The following is a 17571-nucleotide window of genomic DNA, read 5'->3' on the forward strand; positions in this document are numbered from 1 at the left end:
CGGCAAGGTTGCGCGGATGAGTAGCCCGGCTCTCGAAGTCGTCGAATTCCTTCTCACGGCCCACATCTACACGGAAAACCGGGAGTTGGACGAGAACGACCTCCCGCCACGCTACCGACGCGTGTTCTGGGCCGAGCGCGACAGCGACGCACCCGACTCCGCCTCCGGCGAGGTGGAACCGCTCGGGGGCGTCGAACGTCCGCTCTCGGTGACCGAGACCGACGCTCGGACAGCGACCGGCGTCGAACACCCGTGGGAGGCTATCTCGGACCTGTTGTTTACCGACCGGACGGAGTTCTCCGGGACGCTCTCGTTTACGCAACCGGAGATGGCGCTGGAGTGGTTCCTCGCTCGCGCGGACCGCGACCGCCTCGTGACGAACCCGACTATCGCCTTCGCCGCCGAGGACCGCGACGACGTCGATGTCACGCACGAGGAAGCCAGAGAACAGAACCGACCGATCCACGCCGATCGCGTCTGGATAGACAGCCTGCTCAAAGCGTACTTCGACGACGACGAGGACGGCGACGCCGAGATGCTCGACCTCGTCCACGTCCGCGCGCCCGAGGAGATCGAGATGACGCTCGAGGATCTCGTGCTCACCGCCGACCAGGAGGGCGAAATCGCCAAGATCGTCAAAGCGATCGAACACCGCGACTATCTAGCCGAAATCGGCCTGCGCGAGATCGGCAAACTGCTGTTCGTCGGTCCACCGGGGACCGGTAAAACGACCATCTCGCGCGCGCTCGCACACGAACTCGGTCTCCCGTTCGTCGAGGTCAAACTCTCGATGATCACCTCGCAGTATCTCGGCGAGACCGCCAAGAACGTCGAGAAGACGTTCGAGGTGGCGAAGCGACTCTCACCGTGTATCCTCTTCATCGACGAGTTCGACTCGGTGGCGAAAACCCGCCGTAGCGACGAGCACGCGGCGCTGAAGCGCGCGGTCAACACGCTGCTGAAGAGCATCGACGATATCTCGCTCATCCGCGACGACGTGTTGCTCATCGGGGCGACAAACCACCCCGACCAACTCGACGCGGCGGCGTGGCGGCGTTTCGACGAGATCGTCAACTTCCCGAAGCCCGACCGCCAGATGCGTGCGGACATCCTGCGCGTCATCACCCAGCGGATGGAGATCGCCGAGTTCGACCCCGAGTCGGTCGCTGACCGGACCGAAGGGCTCACTGGCAGCGACCTCCGGATGGTGCTCCGCGAGGCGGTACTGGAGGCGTTGACCGAAGAACGGATGTCGCTCACACAGGAAGACGTCCTCGACGCCGTCGAAGACTTCGAAGAGCGGGACAACCTGAAGAACATGGACATGATGGACGGCGACTCCGACTCGCTCATCGCGGGCAACGGCGAGTCGCCGGACACCTCGGACCACAGTCACGACCACGACCACGCGCACGACCACCAGCACTGATGCGCGTCACGCTCCTCGGAACCGGCGACACAACGGGGACGCCCACCGTCGGCTGCGACTGCGACACCTGTCGAGCGGCGCGCGACCGAGGCATCGAGCGCTCGCGCTTTTCGGTTCACGTCGAGAACGAACGCACCGGCGAGTCGCTGCTCGTCGATGTCAGTCCCGACTTCCGCAGTCAGTTTCTCTCCCACGACGTACCGCTCCCCGACGCGGTGGTCGTCACCCACATCCACTTCGACCACCTCGACGGTCTCGGCAACGCCTACCGCATCTTCGACGACCTCCCGGTGTACGCCGCCGACGAGACGGACCCGCAGACGGGCGAGAGCGTCGCCGACACGATTCGTGCCAAATTCGACTACCTCGACCGCATCAGCGTCCACGAGGTGGCGCCGTTCGAGTCGTTTCGCGTCTGCGGATTCGACGTGACGCTCGTGCCCGTCGACCACCCGCCGCTGCTCTGTTACGGTCTCGTCGTCTCCGACCCCGTGACGGGCGCAAAACTCTCGCTATCGGGCGACACCAGCTACGACGTGCCCGAAGACTCGCGCGCGGCGCTTTCCGATCCGGACCTCTTTCTCGCCGACGCCATCGTCCCGGCGGCGCTCTGCGAACACCACCCGGCAGGGGGTCGTCACTACGACCACGAGGGCGTTCCGCGGACGTTCGGTCACAAGCACATGACCCGCGAGGGGGCGCTCTCGATGGCCGAAGAGCTGCACGCAGCGCAGACGCGACTCGTCCACACCTCGCACTTCTACCCCGTCGACGAGGCGTTCGAGGAGCCGTTAGCTGTCGATGGCGAGCAGTACGACCTCTAATCGCCGGTTTTCCCGTCCGTCACCCGAACCGGCTCAACCCGCTCTGTCGTCGTGCGACGCCCGACGGCTCCCGGACCCACGCCGACCGCTCGGCGCGAATTCCGTCTAACTCCTCCTTCTCCGGACCCGCTCCCGCCTCGAACCCCGCGCACGACTCGCCGCAGTCGCTGCCGGGGTCGACCACGCGGCCGAAGTGTTCGCAGTACGGGCGGCCGTCGTCGGTGAGGCTCAGCCGAGCACAGGGCGGCAGGTCGTACGTCCGCCAGCCTTTGCCGTAGGCGCGCTCGGCGATACGCCGCCGCTTTCGACACTTCTCGTCGGCGCCGACGATGGCTACGTCCGTCCGGAGCGGGCGCTCGTCGAGCAGTTCGACGCCGGGGCCGGTGACAGGAAGCGTCGTCGCCTTGCGGACGACTTCGCGTTCGCCGCTGTCGGGGTCGAAGCGCCAGACGCCGACCTCCTCAGGGATGCGGTTGAGGTGCGCGCGGGTGACGTAGCTCTCGGTGGCGAGCACAACCTCGTCGAACAGCGCGAGGCTCACGTCCGTCCGGAGCTGGCGTTCGAGGTCACCCGGCCGACCCAGATCGGGCTTGTTCTCGATGCCGACCAAGTGGGCGAACCAGTTCTCGGGATAGCGCGTCGTCCGACGGACGTACTCGCGCCCGCCGCGGCGCTCTCGTTCGAAGAAACCGAGGTCGACGGCGCGGTCGGCGACGCGGCGGGCCACGTCGGGATGGCAGTCGAAGGCGTCCTTCCAGTACGTCGCGCGGCCGACGCCCGCGCCGCTCTCGATTGCGAGCGCGGGGATGGAGTCGGGGGTGATTCGCGTTCGCGCGTCGAACTCGGGACCGGGTTCGACGAGGACGGTGTCGACGATCCGACTGCCGGGCGAGGCGACCGCCGCCCCGAGTTGGCGGGCGACGAGCGAGTCGGTCGCCTCTTCGAGGTGCGCACAGAGGGCTAACTCGAAACCGAACTCCTGCACGGGCGGAGGGAGGTGACGGGTGGGCAAAAGACGACTGGTCGCCTTCGGCGCGGTGCGAACGCACCGCGTTCTCGGTTCGAGGCGGTTTTGAGTCGGATCGAGGCGAGTCCGAGACGAACCCGAGAGAGTTGTTCACACGCCGCGAACCGTTGGACGCGGTGAGAACAGCAACTTTATCACTCGCACGGGGCGAATCTTTCGCAAGATTGCTCTTAGGAGGTCAATGGTGACACAAACACAACAACCGGAGGTGAACATCGGACTCGTCGGCCACGTCGACCACGGGAAAACGACGCTGGTGCAGGCGCTCAGCGGTTCGTGGACCGACCAGCACTCGGAGGAGATGAAGCGCGGTATCTCCATCCGACTGGGCTACGCCGACGCGACGTTCCGACGCTGTCCGGGTATGGACGAACCGGCGTGTTACACGGTCGAAGAGGAGTGTGAGAACGGCGAAACGAGCGAACCGATTCGCACGGTGTCGTTCGTCGACGCACCCGGCCACGAGACGCTGATGGCGACGATGCTCTCGGGCGCGGCGCTAATGGACGGCGCGGTGCTCGTCGTGAGCGCCACCGAGGAGGTGCCGCAGGCACAGACCGAGGAACATCTGATGGCGCTCGACATCATCGGCATCGAGAACATCGTCATCGCCCAGAACAAGGTCGACCTCGTCGACCGCGATCGCGCCGTCGAGAACTACCAGCAGATCAAGGAGTTCGTCGAGGGCACCGTCGCCGAGGACGCGCCCATCGTCCCGGTGAGCGCCCAGCAGGGCGTCAACCTCGACCTGCTCATCAACGCCATCGAGGACGAGATTCCGACGCCCGAGCGCTCCGAAAGCGACGACGCGCGGATGTTCGTCGCGCGCAGTTTCGACATCAACCGACCGGGGACGACGTGGGACAAGCTCTCCGGCGGCGTCGTCGGCGGCAGTCTCGTCGACGGGACGCTCAGCGTCGACGACGAGATAGAGCTGCGTCCCGGCCGCGAGGTCGAAGGAGGTGGCCAGTCGGAGTGGCAGCCGATCACGACGACGGTCCGGTCGCTGCAGGCGGGCAGTCAGATGCTCGATACGGCGACGCCCGGCGGGCTGCTCGGCGTCGGAACTGGTCTCGACCCGAGTCTCACGAAGGGCGACGCGCTGGCCGGACAGGTCGCCGGAACGCCCGGCACGCTGCCGCCGACGCGCGACGCGTTCGAGATGGAAGTCGACCTCCTCGAACGCGTCGTCGGCGGCGACGACAAAATCGACGAGATCTCGACGGGCGAACCGCTGATGCTGACCGTCGGCACGGCGACCACCGTCGGCGCGGTCACGAGCGCCCGCGAGGGCGAGTGCGAGGTGTCGCTGAAGCGCCCGGTCTGCGCGGCCGGGGGCGCGAAAATAGCCATCAACCGCCGCGTCGGCGCGCGCTGGCGTCTCATCGGCATCGGGACGCTCGCCGAGTAACGGATGGTCGTCGTCGCCATGGACACCAACGCGCTCATGATGCCCGTCGAACTCGACGTTCGCGTCTTCGACGAACTTGACCGACTGTTCGGTCTGGGGACAGTCGACCTCGTGGTCCCCGAGACCGTCGTCGCCGAGTTGGAGACGCTCTCGGCGGGCAACGGCGAGGAGAGCGTCGCGGCGAGCGTAGGTGCGGACCTGGCGGACGACCGCTGTCGAACAGTCGAGACCGAGGCGACGTACGCCGACGACGCGCTGGTGGAACTCGGCGCGCGCGGCGACTGTGAGTACGTCGTCACGAACGACCAACCCCTTCGCGACCGGTTGCTCGAACGCGGCGTTCGGGTAATCGGTTTAAGGGGTCGGAACACACTCAGTATCACAGAACCATAATATGTACAAGAGGGTACGACTCAAGGACACGGTCGAGGTGCCCCCGCGGCACCTCGCCGACGTGACGCCCGAACGGGTGAAGCGTCTGCTACAGGACAAGTTGGAAGGACGGATGGACGAGGACGTCGGCAGCGTCGTGAGCATCGCCGAGGTGATCGACATCGGCGACGGCTCGGTGCTCCCGAACCGCCCGGGGGTGTACTACGAGGCGGAGTTCGACGCGATAACGTACGACCCGCACATGCAGGAAGTCGTCGACGGCATCGTCGTCGAAGTCGTCGAGTTCGGGGCGTTCGTCGGTATCGGACCGGTCGACGGCCTGCTACACGTCTCCCAGATTTCGGACGAGTACCTCGCCTACGACGGCGAGAACCAGCAGTTGGCGTCGACCGAGTCGTCGGACACGCTCGGCGTCGGCGACTCCGTGCGCGTCCGAATCGTCACCAAGAGCATCGACGAGCGCAACCCGCGCGACTCGAAGATCGGTCTCACGGCCAAACAGCCCGGACTCGGAAAACACGGCTGGCTGCAGACGGAGCGAGAGGAACGCCAGGCCACGACGGAGGGTAACTGATGGCTAAACCCCGCCTCGCCTGCCGCGAGTGCCACTACATCAACGAACCGGACTCACAGAGCTGCGACCACTGCGGGTCGTCGAGCCTCACCGAAGACTGGGCGGGGTACGTCGTCGTCACCCACCCGGAGGAAAGTGAGATCGCCCGCGAGATGAACGTCGACGAACCCGGCGGCTACGCGCTGAAGGTCCGGTGAGCCGCTGATGCTGCGGCTCCCCGACGACCTCCGGGGAGCGTTCAAAGAGCCGCTGGGTCCGGTCTACACCGACCCGCAGCGACTGCTCTCCGACACTCGGGGTCCGATCATCGCCGTCGGCGACGTCGTCACCTACCACCTCCGAAACGCCGACCGCGACCCCGACGTGGCCGTCGTCGACGGCAAGACGAAGCGCGAAGCCGTCGGCGACGAGATTCGCCGCGTTCTCTCAGGCGACAACCCGCGCATCGAAGTCGAAAATCCGGCGGCGACCCTCTCTCGCGAGTTGCTCGCCGCGCTCCGCGAGGCAATCGAGCGCGACGAGAACACTGTCGTCGTCGTCACCGAGGGCGAGGAGGACTTGGCGACGCTTCCCGCCATCGTGGCCGCGCCCGTCGGCGCGCTCGTCGTCTACGGCCAACCCAACGAGGGGATGGTCGGCGTGCCGGTCACGCCCGAGTCGAAAGCCGAGGCGCGCGACCTGATGGAGCGTCTGGAGGGCGATTCGGTCGCGGCGTTCGAGGCGCTCGGCGTCTGAGTTCGATTTTCGACCGCCGCTCTGCGCTCACTTGTCGTCCGTTCGTCGCCCATCTGCCGACTCCCGCCCGTCCCTTCGAAATCCTTTTACTTGCTTCGCCGGGATTTATGAGCAACTGAACTATGGAAATCGAAATCATCGAAGAGGACGAGAATCCGATGTTGCACCGAACCGACGTTCGATTCACGATGACGCACGACGAGGCGACGCCCTCGCGCCTCTCGGTCCGCGACAGCCTCGCGGCGAAACTCGACAAGGACTCCGACGAAGTCGTCGTCCACGAACTCGACACGAAGTTCGGCATGCGCAAGACCGCCGGCTACGCGAAAGTGTACAAGAGCCCCGAGTTCGCCCGCGACGTCGAGCAGGAGTACATGCTCGAACGCAACAAGATCACCGCAGAGGACGGCGACGCGGAAGCCGAAGAAGCGTAATTCGAGACGTGCGCGTTCTGGGTATCGAAGGGACGGCGTGGGCCGCGAGCGCTGCGCTACACGATACCGAGCGCGACTCGACTGTTATCGATTCCGACCCCTACCAACCCGATAGCGGCGGCATTCACCCACGCGAGGCGGCCGAGCACATGAGCGAGGCCGTTCCACGCGTCGTCGAGACCGTTCTCGACCGCGCCGCCGAGACGAGCGAGGGCGACGGCCCACCTATCGACGCGGTGGCGTTCTCGCGCGGTCCCGGTCTCGGTCCCTGCCTCCGCATCGTCGGCACCGCCGCGAGAGCACTCGCCGGAGCGCTCGACGTACCGTTAGTGGGGGTGAACCACATGGTCGCCCACCTCGAAATCGGCCGCCACCAGTCGGGATTCGATTCACCCGTGTGTCTCAACGCCTCGGGCGCGAACGCCCATCTCTTGGGCTACCACAACGGCCGCTATCGCGTATTGGGCGAGACGATGGACACGGGCGTCGGCAACGCCATCGATAAGTTCACCCGTCACGTGGGCTGGACGCATCCCGGCGGGCCGAAGGTCGAGCGAGCGGCCACAGACGGCGAGTACATCGACCTCCCGTACGTCGTGAAGGGGATGGACTTCTCCTTCTCGGGCATCATGAGCGCCGCCAAACAGGCCTACGACGACGGCGAGGCGGTCGAGGACATCTGCTTTTCGCTGCAGGAGCACGTCTTCGGCATGCTCACCGAAGTCGCAGAGCGCGCGCTCTCGCTCACGGGCACCGACGAACTCGTTTTAGGAGGTGGGGTCGGCCAGAACCAACGACTGAGAGCGATGCTGGCGTCGATGTGCGAGGAGCGCGGCGCGAACTTTTTCGCGCCCGAGCCGCGCTTCCTCCGGGACAACGCCGGGATGATCGCCGTTCTGGGCGCGAAGATGTACGCCGCCGGCGACACCGTCGCTATCGAAGATTCGGCGGTCGACCCGAACTTCCGGCCCGACCAGGTGCCGGTGACGTGGCGGGATGACAGCGAATCGGTCGCTCGCGCCGTCGACGTTCGCGGGAGTCCCGCTCCCGCGAGCCAACTGGGGCGGGGGAACCGTTCCGGTGACGCCGACGAAACCGTCAGGGGCGCGGAAGCGACCGTCGAATTTCACGAAAACCGCGTCGTGAAGCGCCGTCTCCCGAAAGCGTACCGCCATCCCGAACTCGACCGTCGGCTCCGCCGCGAGCGAACCGTGGCCGAAGCACGTCTCACCAGCGAGGCGCGGCGGGCGGGCGTGCCGACCCCGCTGGTACGCGACGTGGACGTTCGCGAGGCGACCATCACGTTCCAGCGCGTCGGCGACGCCGACCTCGCCGCCTCGCTCTCACCCGCCGTCGTCGCCGACGTGGGACGGCATCTCGCGGCGCTGCACGGGATGGGAATCGTCCACGGCGACCCGACGACGCGGAACGTCCGGGTCGCCGAACCCGCGGGCGAGGGCGGCGCACGCGACGAGGGACGGACGTTCCTCATCGACTTCGGCCTCGGCTTTCACACCGGCCACGTCGAGGACCACGCGATGGACCTGCACGTCTTCGAACAGAGCGTGGAGGGGACCGCCGCCGACCCCGACCCGCTCCTCGACGCCTTCGAGACGGGATACGCGGCCGCGAGCGACGACGACGACGTGCTCGCGCGCCTCCGCACGGTCGAATCGCGCGGACGCTATCGCTGACGGAAAAACCGGATCGCGTCACACGGGCGGATCTGTGCGCGGATTCGCACGCGCGACGACGCAGCCAAAACGATTTATCACAGGCGAGCGTACCGTTCTGCCATGGCGGACAAACCCGAGACCGGCGAACTGTTCGGCGTCCCGTACAACTTCGAACGCCCGAGCGCCGGTCGGATGCTGTCCTCGTACTGGCAACCCGGTGACCGAATGCTGGTGAAGAAACCGTTCGGCGTCGGCTACACGCTCAACCTCGCCAACTGGCGCTCGTGGATTGTGCTACTGGTCGCCGCCGGACTGCTGTACCAGGAGCGCAAGAGTCGCGAAAACTCAGAGCACGAAGACGACGGTCCGGTCGAAGTCGTCGTCGACGACGACTGACCCCTTTCTTCCCACCTTCTCGACGGACGTCGGTCGATTACTGGTTCGAGCGCGCGAGCGCCGTCGCGCGCCAGACGTTGCCGCGCGTCCCGACCGGCCGCAGTTCCAGCGGAACCGACGCCCCGGCAGGCAGTTGCTGCAGCGTCGACTGCAGTTGCGGGGTTTCGTACTCCGCGATGTGGCGCGTGGCGTTCGATTCGACCGCTTCCACGGTCATCGCGCCGTGCGCATTCATCTCCTTCCTGACCGTCACCAACTCCGTCGCGTGCTGTTGCCGTGCCCCGGACATATCCGGCTTATTTGATCCGAATGGCTTAAAACCTGATATTTTTCTTACGTCCTGATACCGAGCGCTATGTAGTTCTCAGGTCACGACAAACAGTATCTGGGTTTCTCGCGGGACGTGTGTGCTCGGGTCTGACTGGTTTTCGACAGTTCCGGGCGGGGAGACCGACGGCTCTTTGCGACCGGCGACCCCTCCTCGACTATGCTCCACTACGTGACGACGAACGAGGGAAAAGTCTCGGAGGCGACGACGTATCTCGGCGAGTCGGTCGGACAGGTTGACTTCGACTACACGGAGATTCAGAGCGACGACCTCGGGCGCATCGCCGCCCACGGCGCGCGCGAGGCGTACCGCCACGTGGGCGAACCCGTCCTCGTCGACGACGCTGGACTGTTCGCCGACGCCCTCGGCGGCTTTCCGGGGCCGTACTCCTCGTACGTCGAGGACACCCTCGGAATCGAACGCGTCTGGCGCGTCGGTGAGAACGAAGAGAACCGGAAGGCGGCGTTCCGCTGCGTGCTCGCCTACTGCGACGGCGACTCCTTCGCCGCGTCCCCGGACCCGGTGGACCGCGACGACCGAGTTACGGCCGCGGCGACGGGCGCTGAGCCGGACACCGAAGAAACCGAATCGCTTCCGGTCAAACTGTTCGAGGGCGTCGTCCGCGGCCGCCTCGTCGCCCCGCGCGGCGAGGGCGGGTTCGGCTACGACCCAATCTTCGAGCACGACGGGAAGACGATGGCCGAGATGAGTACCGAGGAGAAAAACGCCATCTCGCATCGGGGTCGCGCGTTGGCGAAGTTCGGGGAGTGGTATCAAACGCGAACGGAGTGAGCGTTTGATGCCTCGAAAATCAGAGATTTTCGGTGGTTTCGGGAGCAAACGGAGTGAGCGACTGAACCTCGATGGACTCACTGCGCTCGTCCATTGGCGGTATCACGAACGAAGTGAGTGATCGCTCGTCGGGCACGAAGCATCCGACGGCGGTACGCCGAGCGGTACCGAAGCCAAACTCGGACGGTATCCGACCACCGGAATTCTACTGTAGAATACGGCACTTTCGATATTGCAGAACTCCGCAGCCGTTTTCTATCATCGTCGAATCAACAGTCTCGCGCGGCTACGCGACCCCTACGCTTGGGGGTCGCGATCCGGGCCGGGGTACTCGCCGCCCTCGACTTCCCGATACAGGCTCTCGGCGTCGAACAGCGTCGCGAACGCCTTCGGATGGCGGACGCTCAGCGAGACGCGCTTTCGGAGCGTCGCCCCCGCCTGCGCCGTCTGGAGTCGCGGGTCGAGCGTCAGGAGGTGCATCGCGCCGCCGTGGTACGCCGACGCCAGCGCCGGGTGGTCGCCGTCGGCGTGGTCGACCGGTTCGCGCAGCGTCTCGATTTCCGGTCGCCAGTCGGCAGCCAGTTCGGCGTCGGCGAGAGACGAGACGACCGCTTCGGCGTCGTCCAACAGTACGTCGCTGGCGACGAGCGTCGTCCACGAGTGTTCGCGGAGACAGTCGAGCGCCCGCCGGGCGTTGCCGCCGACGAGCAGGTCCGCCGCGAGCACGTCCGCGTCGGCGACGACCCGCGCTGGAGACGCGTCGGGCCGCTCGGCCGCTCCAGGTCCGTCAGCCATCGTCACTCCGCCTCCGTTCGAGTTCGTCGCGCACGTCGCTCTCGGTTACCTCAAACTCGGTCGCCCGCTCGAAGAGGTCGGCCCACGTCATACTCGGTGATGACGGCGCGACCACAAGACGCTTATCGGTCGCCGGTCCCGGCGGCGCCGAACTTCGTCGCCAGAAGCCACGCCGCCGCACCGACGACGAACGCGACGCCGACGTTCGTCGCGACCCCGACGACGCCCACGCCGACGGTCAACACGAGCGACTCCGTCCGTATCGCACTCCGACCCAACTGGACCGCGACGAGCACCAGGAGCACGCCCAGAAGCGCCATCGGGAACGCAAGCACGACCTCCGCGAACAGCGCAGTGACGACGTAGAGCACGCCGAGCACGACGTTCGCGCCGCCGGTCCGCGCGCCGAAGGCGTACTTGCCGGCGAGGCCGCCGCTTCCGTGGCACATCGGTAGGCCGCCGAAGGGGACGGAGAGAAGCGTCATCACGCCCATACTCGTCGAGAGGTCGTCGGCCGACACGTCCGCGTCGAAGAGGTCCGAGCAGAGAAGCGACGTAGCGACGGCGGCGTTGCCGACGGTCATCGCCAACTGTGCCGTCGCACCCTCTACCGAACCGAGGGTGAGCGCGGGACCGCCTGCAGGGAAGACGCCGAGAGCCAGTATCTGCGGCGTCGGTACGCCGACTGTCGCGGCTGCCATCGCCCCGCCGACGCCGAGGACCGCGAGCGTCGCCGCCCGCGGTTGCCCCGCCGCGGCGACGCCGAGCGTGAGCGCCACCGCTAGCGCCGCGAGCGCGAGATTCCCGAGACCGAGTTCGACGCCGGTCTGGGCCAAGAGGAGCGCGACGGCGAGTTGGACGCCGCGGACGACCGGTTCGCCGACGTAGCGTTCGAGCGACGAGATAGCGTTCGTCCGGCCTGCCAAGAGCAGCACCGCGCCGGCGACGAGACCGGCGGCGACGAGTTCGCCGTAGCTCAGCGCCCCCGCGATGGCCAGCGCGGCGAGCGCCTTCATCGGTTCGACCGACAGCGGGAGACCGTAGACGACGCCCCAGACGATCTGGAAGAGGCCGAAGGCGACGAGGACGTGCGGGAGCGACATCGGCGTCAGCGCGCCGAGCGCGACGACGATGGGGAGAACCGTAACCGAATCTCCCAACGCGCCGGATAGCTCTCCGACGTCGAACCGAAGCGCTCGATTGCTCCGAACGCCCGCGAGTGCCATTGTCGGTGGCTGTACCTCGGCGCTGATGAGTGTTCTCAGTAATCGTCCGCTCTCACGTCTCGCGCTGTGAGAAACCGAACGAGGTTACGCCACGTGGGTAACACTTAACCATCCGCTCTCCATCGATGAATCCATGCCGATACAACGGAGGCGGTTCCTCCACGCCGCAGGTGTCGGAGCGATTCTCGGGCTGAGCGGATGCTCGCAGACGAGTTCGTCGGGGGACGGCAGGAACGGCTCGACGGCAGACCAGAGCAACAGCGGTGGCCAAAGCGGCGACGTCGGCGGGGACGGCCGACGGCAACTCACGCTCGCGACGACGACGAGCACGTACGACACGGGCTTGCTCGACGAACTGAACCCGATGTTCGAAGAGAAGTTCGCCGCTCGAATCAAGACCGTCCCGCAGGGAACCGGCGCGGCCATCGAGACAGCGTCGAACGGCGACGCGGACGTGATTCTCGTCCACGCTCGCGGCGCGGAGGACGAGTTCCTCCGGCAGGGTCATGGCGTCAACCGTCGCGACGTGATGTTCAACGACTTCGTCGTCGTCGGTCCCGAGAGCGACCCCGCGGGCATCAACGGGATGGGAAGCGCGACGGAGGCGTTCTCGACCATCGCCGAGACGCGGTCGACGTTCGTCTCCCGCGGCGACGACTCGGGGACGAACAAGAAGGAACTGCTCGTCTGGCAGGAGGCGAGCGTCGAACCCAGTGGCCGGTGGTACCGCGCCATCGGCAAGGGGATGGGCGACACGCTCAATCAGGCGAGTCAGTCGAGCGCGTACACGCTCGCCGACCGGGGGACGTACCTCTCGATGCGGAGCGAAATCGACCTCGTTGTCCACGTGCAGGGGCCGCTGAAGGACGGCCCGGTCATCCTGAAGAACCCCTACGGCGTCATCCCGGCCAACCCCGCTCGACACGACGACGTCGAGTACGAACTGGCGATGGCGTACGTGGGCTTCCTCACGAGTCCCGAGGGACAGGAGACCATCGACGGCTACACCGCCAACGATTCGCAGCTGTTCTTCCCGAACGCGCTCTCGGAGGAACCGCAGTTCGGCCAGTACATCCCACAGGGGTACAGCGCCCGGGAGAGCCAGTCGCTCTCGCGGCGCGACAAGCGGTACCTCTACTGGGTCGACCAGCAGGTCCCGGCAGACTATTAATTCGGCTCACCCCCATACCATATCGAACCGTGATTCCGGCGCTCAGCGACCTAAACCTGAACTACCTCGTCAGCGTCACCATCGTGTCGCTGTACATCAGCACCGTCGCCGTCGGCATCAGCACGCTCGTAAGCCTCCCCGTCGCCGTCGGCGTTGCCTTCGGCGACTTCCCCGGCAAGCGCGCGCTCACCGCCGTCATCAACACTGGGATGGGGTTTCCGAGCGTCGTCGTCGGTCTCGTGGTCCTCCTTGCGCTGTCGAACTCCGGACCGCTCGGCGATCTCCAACTGCTGTTCACGCCGCAGGCGATGATCATCTCCCAGACCATCCTCGCGACGCCCGTCGTCCTCAGCGTCTCCATCTCCGCCGTCGAGAGTGTCGGCGGCGACCTGCGCGACGCAGCCTTCGCCGCGGGCGGGACGAACAGCGACGTGGGACTGCTCGTCCTCCGCGAGGCGCGCTACGGCATCGTCACGGCCGTCCTCGCGGGGTACGGCCGCGCCATCAGCGAGGTCGGCTCCGTGCTCATCGTCGGCGGCAACATCGTCTTCCCGCCCGAACAGACCTCGTTCACCCGGACGCTGACGACCGCCATCACCGTCGAGGCGCGTCGCGGCAACTACGAGACGGGTCTCGTGCTCGGCGCGTTACTCCTCGTCCTCGTTTTCGCTGTCAACGCGCTCGGCGGACGCATTCGCGACGGAGGGCGAGCGTGACACCCCGCGACGGAGACGTGCGCGAGCGCGGTAAGCCTCCCCGCGAGGCGGATGCGGCGACCGCCCGACTCCGCCTCGTCGCCGACGGCGTCTCCCACGGCTTCGACGGCGAGTGCGTCCTCGACGACGTCTCGCTCACCGTCGAACCCGGCGAAGTGCTGGCCGTCGTCGGTCCCTCGGGAACCGGGAAGACGACGCTGCTGCGTCTGCTGGCACTGTTCTCACCGCCGGACGAGGGTCGCATCGCGCTCGCCGACTCCGACGCCCGCGGGACCGCTGCCCGAGACGAGTTGCCGCTCGTCGACGCGCGGGCGAACGGCCGAGGCGAAACCGACGCCCGCGACGCGTGGACGCTGCCGGACGACGAGCGACTCCGACTCCGCCGACGCATCGGCCTCGTCGCGCAGGACCGCTCGCTGTTCTCGGCGTCGGTCGCGTACAACGCCGCCTACGGACTCGAAGTCAGACGGGCGCGGTCGACCCGCCTCCGCGCCTCGCTCGCGCGAGCGGTCGGCCGCTGGTCGCCCCCGGCGGCGGCGCTCGACGCGCTCGAAACCGTCGGGATGGCCGAGATGACCGACAAGCGCGCCGAGTCGCTCTCCTCGGGTGAGGCTCAACGCGTCGGCGTCGCGCGGGCGCTCGCCGTCGACCCGGACGTGCTCCTGCTCGACGAACCGACCTCGAATCTCGACCCGCGGAACACCGCCGTCATCGAGGACGCCGTCCGCGAGGCCAAGGAGCGCGGCATCGGCGTCGCGCTCGCCACGCACGACATGGCGCAGGCGCGTCGCGTCGCCGACAAAACGGCCGTCGTTCTCGACGGGACCTGTATCGAGCACGGGCCGACCGAGCAGGTGTTCGAGTCGCCGCGCGACGACCGCGCCCGGCAGTTCGTCGCGGGCGAACTCGTGTACTGACGGAGTGGTTTGGATGACTGGTGGACTGATTACGAGGGCCCTCGAACAGGAGGTATGGACGGCGCGTTCGAGGCGTATCTCGCATCCGACGACGTCACGTTCGACGACGACGACACCGAACTGCTCCGGGCGGTCGACGACCACGGTTCCGTGAGCGGTGCGGCCGCCGCCCTCGGACGCTCGCGCGCCCGCGCACTCGCGCGACTCGAAACGCTCGAATCCGCGTTCGGCTCGCTCGTCGAACGTCGACGCGGCGGGGCCGACGGCGGCGGGAGCGAACTCACCGCCGAAGCCAAGGAACTACTCGACCGATTCGCCCGCCTCCGCGCCGCGCTCTCGGGCACCGCGGGTGCGCGCGAGACGGTTCTCTACGGGCGTCTCGCCGGCGTCAACGGCGAACTCGGCGTCGTCGACACCGACGCGGGACCGGTCCGCGCGCTCGTCGTCGGCGCAGACGGACGGGTGGCCGAGAACGCCGACTCCGGCACGCCGGTGCAGGTGAGCGTTCGCGCCGACGCCGTGACACTGCACGCGCCCGACGACGCCCCGCCGTCGGCGGCGACGAGCGCTCGCAACCGCTTCGACGGCGTCGTCTCCGCGCTCGACCGCGGAGAGACCGTCGCCACCGCCAGCGTCGACGTAGGGGCGGACGCGTCGCTGTTCGCGCTCGTGACCACGGAGAGCGCCGAGCGACTCGGACTCGACGAGGGTGCGAGCGTCGTCGCGTCGTTCAAGGCGACGGCGACCCGGGCGACGGTGGTCGACGCCGAAAATTAGCGCGTCCTTCGACCCGTTTTACAGTTCCGCGACCAACGCTTCCAGTTCTTCTCGCACCTCGTCGTTCACCGGCCGGTGGGGCGCGCGGGCGTATCCGGCGGGCGCGCCGCGGGCGCGCATCGCGGCTTTCAGTCCGGGAATACTGTGGACTGTCGTCACTGCGCGGTTCAACTCCACGAGGTCGGCGTTCAGTTCGCGCGCCCCTTCGGTGTCACCTTCGCGGTGGCGTTCGTACATCTCGGCGCACGCCTCGGGAGCCACGTTGGCGAGGCCCAAGATTCCACCGTCGGCACCCGCGTCGAACGCGTGCGCGGCCACGCTCCCCGCGCCGACGAAGAACTTGAACCCGTCGCCCGCGAGTCGGCGAGTGCGGCCGAACGCTTCGAGGTCTCCGCCCGAGTCTTTCATCCCGGCGATGTTCGGGTGTTCGGCGAGACGCCCCGCGACGGTCGGCGGGAGGGTGACGTTCGTGTACGGGGGGACGCTGTAGAGGTAGACCGGAACCCCGGCATCGTCTGCGATTTCCCGATAGTAATTTTCAATCGCGTCATCGTCGTACGGGAAGTAAAACGGCGTGACGACGAGCGCGCCGTCTGCGCCCGCGTCCGCGGCCAACTGGGTCTGCCGCTTCGTCTCGCGGAGACCCGGATGACCGGTTCCGGCGAGCACCGGCACCGACGCCTCCTCGACGACGAGTTCGACGACGCGGGCGCGCTCTTCGACGCTCATCAGTTCGGCTTCGCTGTTCGACCCGCAGGGGACGAGAAAGTCGACGCCGCGTTCTTCGACCCAGCCGACGAGCGCTCCGAGCGACTCCTCGTCAAGGTCGCCGTCTTCGGTGAACGGTGTCGCGAGCGGCGGTGCGATTCCTTCCATGGCGGGCGGTCACGCGCGACGAGAATGTAACTTTGGGTCGGGGTGGCACGCCCCGCTTTCTCCGTCATCACGGGGGAACGTTTCACGCGACCGATCCGTCCGAATTCGCCGTCGTACGGCAGTCACACGTCCGTCTGACGCGGGTTTAAGTTCGTCCGTGAGGTTCGTCTACTCGGGCGCGCAGACGGCATCTGTTCCCATCCTCCCACCCGTTCGCGCCCGGATGCACGCCGAACCCCACCCGACTGCATCCGAGTTCGCTCGGGGCGACCGTCCCCCGCGGTCGAACCCCTGCGAACGCTCGTTTCTCCCGGTTTCGTCCGGCGGCGCTCAGACGCTCTCCACCGACGCGTCGCCGAGCAGACGCCGCCGAACATCTTCGAGCGACTCCTGTTCGACGATGAGCGCGACCCTGTCGCCCGCTTCGACTGTCGTCTGCGGGAGCGGAATCGTCATCGCCTCTCGCTGGTCGCCGTGGGCGTAGATGCGAGCGGTCGACGGCAGGTCGATTTCGCTGATGCGCTTGCCGACCACCGGTGACCCCTCGGGGATGGTGACCGCCGACAACTGGAGACTCTCAGTGAGTTCGCTGATGGCGTTGAAGTTCCCGCCGAGCAGCGCGGTCTTCGCGCCCGCCGCGCCGAGACGCTCGGGGTAGATTATCTCGTCGACGTCGTCGGCGTACTCCTTGTAAATCTCCTCGCGGTAGTCCGCGTCGATACGGAGCACGGTCCGACAGCCGTACTCCTTGGCTATCATGCACACCGCGTAGTTCGTGTTCAGGTCGCCGGTGACGCCGCCGACGGCGACGGCGTTGTCCAAACCGGCGCGTTCGAGAACGGCCTCGTTGCTTCCGTCGCCCTCGACGACCTCGAAGCCCGCCTCTCGGGCGCGCTCGACCTTCTCCCGGTTGTTCTCGACGAGAACAACCTCGTGACCCTCCTCCTTGAGGATGCGCGCGGTTCGAGAGCCGACCCGACCGTACCCGACGATAACGAATCTCATGGCGCTCTATAGCACGCTCCGCCTCAAAAAGCTACGTCCCGTCGTAAACTGTTCACCTTCGGCGCACCG

At 67.0% G+C, this 17571-nt stretch carries 21 protein-coding genes; 15 read left to right on the forward strand and 6 right to left on the reverse strand.

The window, feature by feature from the left end; all coding sequences use genetic code 11:
* Positions 1 to 16: 16 nt before the first annotated feature.
* Both LAQ58_RS16360 and LAQ58_RS16365 read left to right on the forward strand, forming a co-directional pair.
* Positions 17 to 1429 (forward strand): ATP-binding protein, encoded by a 1413-nt coding sequence (locus LAQ58_RS16360; RefSeq protein WP_224448501.1) that lies wholly within the window; start codon positions 17 to 19, stop codon positions 1427 to 1429.
* Positions 1429 to 2253 (forward strand): MBL fold metallo-hydrolase, encoded by an 825-nt coding sequence (locus LAQ58_RS16365; protein ID WP_224448502.1) that lies wholly within the window; start codon positions 1429 to 1431, stop codon positions 2251 to 2253. The genes LAQ58_RS16360 and LAQ58_RS16365 overlap by 1 nt, the downstream gene beginning before the upstream one ends.
* A 19-nt stretch (positions 2254 to 2272) precedes the next feature.
* Here the strand turns inward: LAQ58_RS16365 and LAQ58_RS16370 are convergent, their stop codons facing one another.
* Positions 2273 to 3238, reverse strand: coding sequence for a DUF5787 family protein (locus tag LAQ58_RS16370; protein ID WP_224448503.1), 966 nt, complete (start codon positions 3236 to 3238; stop codon positions 2273 to 2275).
* Between the two features lie 223 nt (positions 3239 to 3461).
* Here LAQ58_RS16370 and LAQ58_RS16375 point away from each other — a divergent pair, with 223 nt between their 5' ends.
* The 8 genes from LAQ58_RS16375 to LAQ58_RS16410 all read left to right on the forward strand — a co-directional run bounded on the left by LAQ58_RS16375 (position 3462) and on the right by LAQ58_RS16410 (position 8899).
* Positions 3462 to 4691 (forward strand): translation initiation factor IF-2 subunit gamma, encoded by a 1230-nt coding sequence (locus LAQ58_RS16375; RefSeq protein ID WP_224448504.1) that lies wholly within the window; start codon positions 3462 to 3464, stop codon positions 4689 to 4691.
* Positions 4692 to 4709: 18 nt separating this feature from the next.
* The gene (locus tag LAQ58_RS16380) at positions 4710 to 5084 is read left to right on the forward strand and encodes a PIN domain-containing protein (RefSeq protein ID WP_224450192.1); all 375 of its coding nucleotides are present in this window, start codon (positions 4710 to 4712) and stop codon (positions 5082 to 5084) included.
* Position 5085: 1 nt separating this feature from the next.
* A complete protein-coding gene (locus tag LAQ58_RS16385; protein ID WP_224448505.1) occupies positions 5086 to 5658 on the forward strand; it encodes a DNA-directed RNA polymerase in 573 nt (190 codons plus the stop codon).
* Entirely contained in the window at positions 5658 to 5855 is a 198-nt protein-coding gene (gene spt4 / locus LAQ58_RS16390; RefSeq protein WP_058582015.1) for a transcription elongation factor subunit Spt4, read from the forward strand. Before LAQ58_RS16385 ends, spt4 begins: the two co-directional genes overlap by 1 nt.
* Before the next feature lie 7 nt (positions 5856 to 5862).
* On the forward strand, positions 5863 to 6393 hold the full coding sequence (locus LAQ58_RS16395) for a GTP-dependent dephospho-CoA kinase family protein (RefSeq protein ID WP_224448506.1): 531 nt from the start codon (positions 5863 to 5865) through the stop codon (positions 6391 to 6393).
* Positions 6394 to 6515: 122 nt separating this feature from the next.
* Positions 6516 to 6827 carry a 30S ribosomal protein S24e gene (locus tag LAQ58_RS16400; protein ID WP_224448507.1) on the forward strand — a complete coding sequence of 104 codons (312 nt, stop codon included), beginning with the start codon at positions 6516 to 6518 and terminating at the stop codon, positions 6825 to 6827.
* Between the two features lie 8 nt (positions 6828 to 6835).
* On the forward strand, positions 6836 to 8521 hold the full coding sequence (locus LAQ58_RS16405; protein ID WP_224448508.1) for a bifunctional N(6)-L-threonylcarbamoyladenine synthase/serine/threonine protein kinase: 1686 nt from the start codon (positions 6836 to 6838) through the stop codon (positions 8519 to 8521).
* A gap of 102 nt (positions 8522 to 8623) precedes the next feature.
* Positions 8624 to 8899 carry a DUF5808 domain-containing protein gene (locus tag LAQ58_RS16410; RefSeq protein WP_224448509.1) on the forward strand — a complete coding sequence of 92 codons (276 nt, stop codon included), beginning with the start codon at positions 8624 to 8626 and terminating at the stop codon, positions 8897 to 8899.
* A 37-nt stretch (positions 8900 to 8936) separates the two neighbouring features.
* On the opposite strand, the gene LAQ58_RS16415 is transcribed toward LAQ58_RS16410, so the two are convergent.
* The gene (locus LAQ58_RS16415) at positions 8937 to 9188 is read right to left on the reverse strand and encodes a DUF7999 family protein (protein WP_224448510.1); all 252 of its coding nucleotides are present in this window, start codon (positions 9186 to 9188) and stop codon (positions 8937 to 8939) included.
* A gap of 198 nt (positions 9189 to 9386) precedes the next feature.
* On the opposite strand from LAQ58_RS16415, the gene LAQ58_RS16420 reads away from it, so the two are divergent.
* Entirely contained in the window at positions 9387 to 10019 is a 633-nt protein-coding gene (locus LAQ58_RS16420) for a non-canonical purine NTP pyrophosphatase (protein ID WP_224448511.1), read from the forward strand.
* A gap of 297 nt (positions 10020 to 10316) precedes the next feature.
* Here the strand turns inward: LAQ58_RS16420 and LAQ58_RS16425 are convergent, their stop codons facing one another.
* Together LAQ58_RS16425 and LAQ58_RS16430 are read right to left on the reverse strand one after the other, a co-directional pair.
* Positions 10317 to 10814, reverse strand: coding sequence for a DUF7384 family protein (locus LAQ58_RS16425; RefSeq protein WP_224448512.1), 498 nt, complete (start codon positions 10812 to 10814; stop codon positions 10317 to 10319).
* A 122-nt stretch (positions 10815 to 10936) separates the two neighbouring features.
* Complete coding sequence (locus tag LAQ58_RS16430; protein ID WP_224448513.1) at positions 10937 to 12040, reverse strand: putative sulfate/molybdate transporter; 1104 nt, start codon at positions 12038 to 12040, stop codon at positions 10937 to 10939.
* Positions 12041 to 12173: 133 nt separating this feature from the next.
* On the opposite strand from LAQ58_RS16430, the gene LAQ58_RS16435 reads away from it, so the two are divergent.
* Genes LAQ58_RS16435 through LAQ58_RS16450 form a run of 4 tightly spaced genes read left to right on the forward strand, consistent with a single transcriptional unit; the run spans position 12174 to position 15621 of the window.
* The gene (locus LAQ58_RS16435) at positions 12174 to 13211 is read left to right on the forward strand and encodes an ABC transporter substrate-binding protein (RefSeq protein ID WP_224448514.1); all 1038 of its coding nucleotides are present in this window, start codon (positions 12174 to 12176) and stop codon (positions 13209 to 13211) included.
* Positions 13212 to 13243: 32 nt separating this feature from the next.
* Entirely contained in the window at positions 13244 to 13927 is a 684-nt protein-coding gene (locus LAQ58_RS16440; protein ID WP_224450193.1) for an ABC transporter permease, read from the forward strand.
* Entirely contained in the window at positions 13924 to 14844 is a 921-nt protein-coding gene (locus tag LAQ58_RS16445) for an ATP-binding cassette domain-containing protein (RefSeq protein ID WP_425490672.1), read from the forward strand. The genes LAQ58_RS16440 and LAQ58_RS16445 overlap by 4 nt, the downstream gene beginning before the upstream one ends.
* 54 nt (positions 14845 to 14898) lie before the next feature.
* On the forward strand, positions 14899 to 15621 hold the full coding sequence (locus tag LAQ58_RS16450) for a TOBE domain-containing protein (RefSeq protein ID WP_224448515.1): 723 nt from the start codon (positions 14899 to 14901) through the stop codon (positions 15619 to 15621).
* Positions 15622 to 15639: 18 nt separating this feature from the next.
* Here LAQ58_RS16450 and LAQ58_RS16455 read toward each other — a convergent pair whose 3' ends face one another.
* Both LAQ58_RS16455 and LAQ58_RS16460 read right to left on the reverse strand, forming a co-directional pair.
* Entirely contained in the window at positions 15640 to 16497 is an 858-nt protein-coding gene (locus LAQ58_RS16455; RefSeq protein WP_224448516.1) for a dihydrodipicolinate synthase family protein, read from the reverse strand.
* 330 nt (positions 16498 to 16827) lie between these two features.
* Positions 16828 to 17502, reverse strand: coding sequence for a potassium channel family protein (locus tag LAQ58_RS16460; RefSeq protein ID WP_224448517.1), 675 nt, complete (start codon positions 17500 to 17502; stop codon positions 16828 to 16830).
* Positions 17503 to 17571 lie beyond the last annotated feature (69 nt).

The organism is Haloprofundus salilacus, assembly GCF_020150815.1.
GTDB classification, from domain to species: Archaea; Halobacteriota; Halobacteria; order Halobacteriales; family Haloferacaceae; genus Haloprofundus; species Haloprofundus salilacus.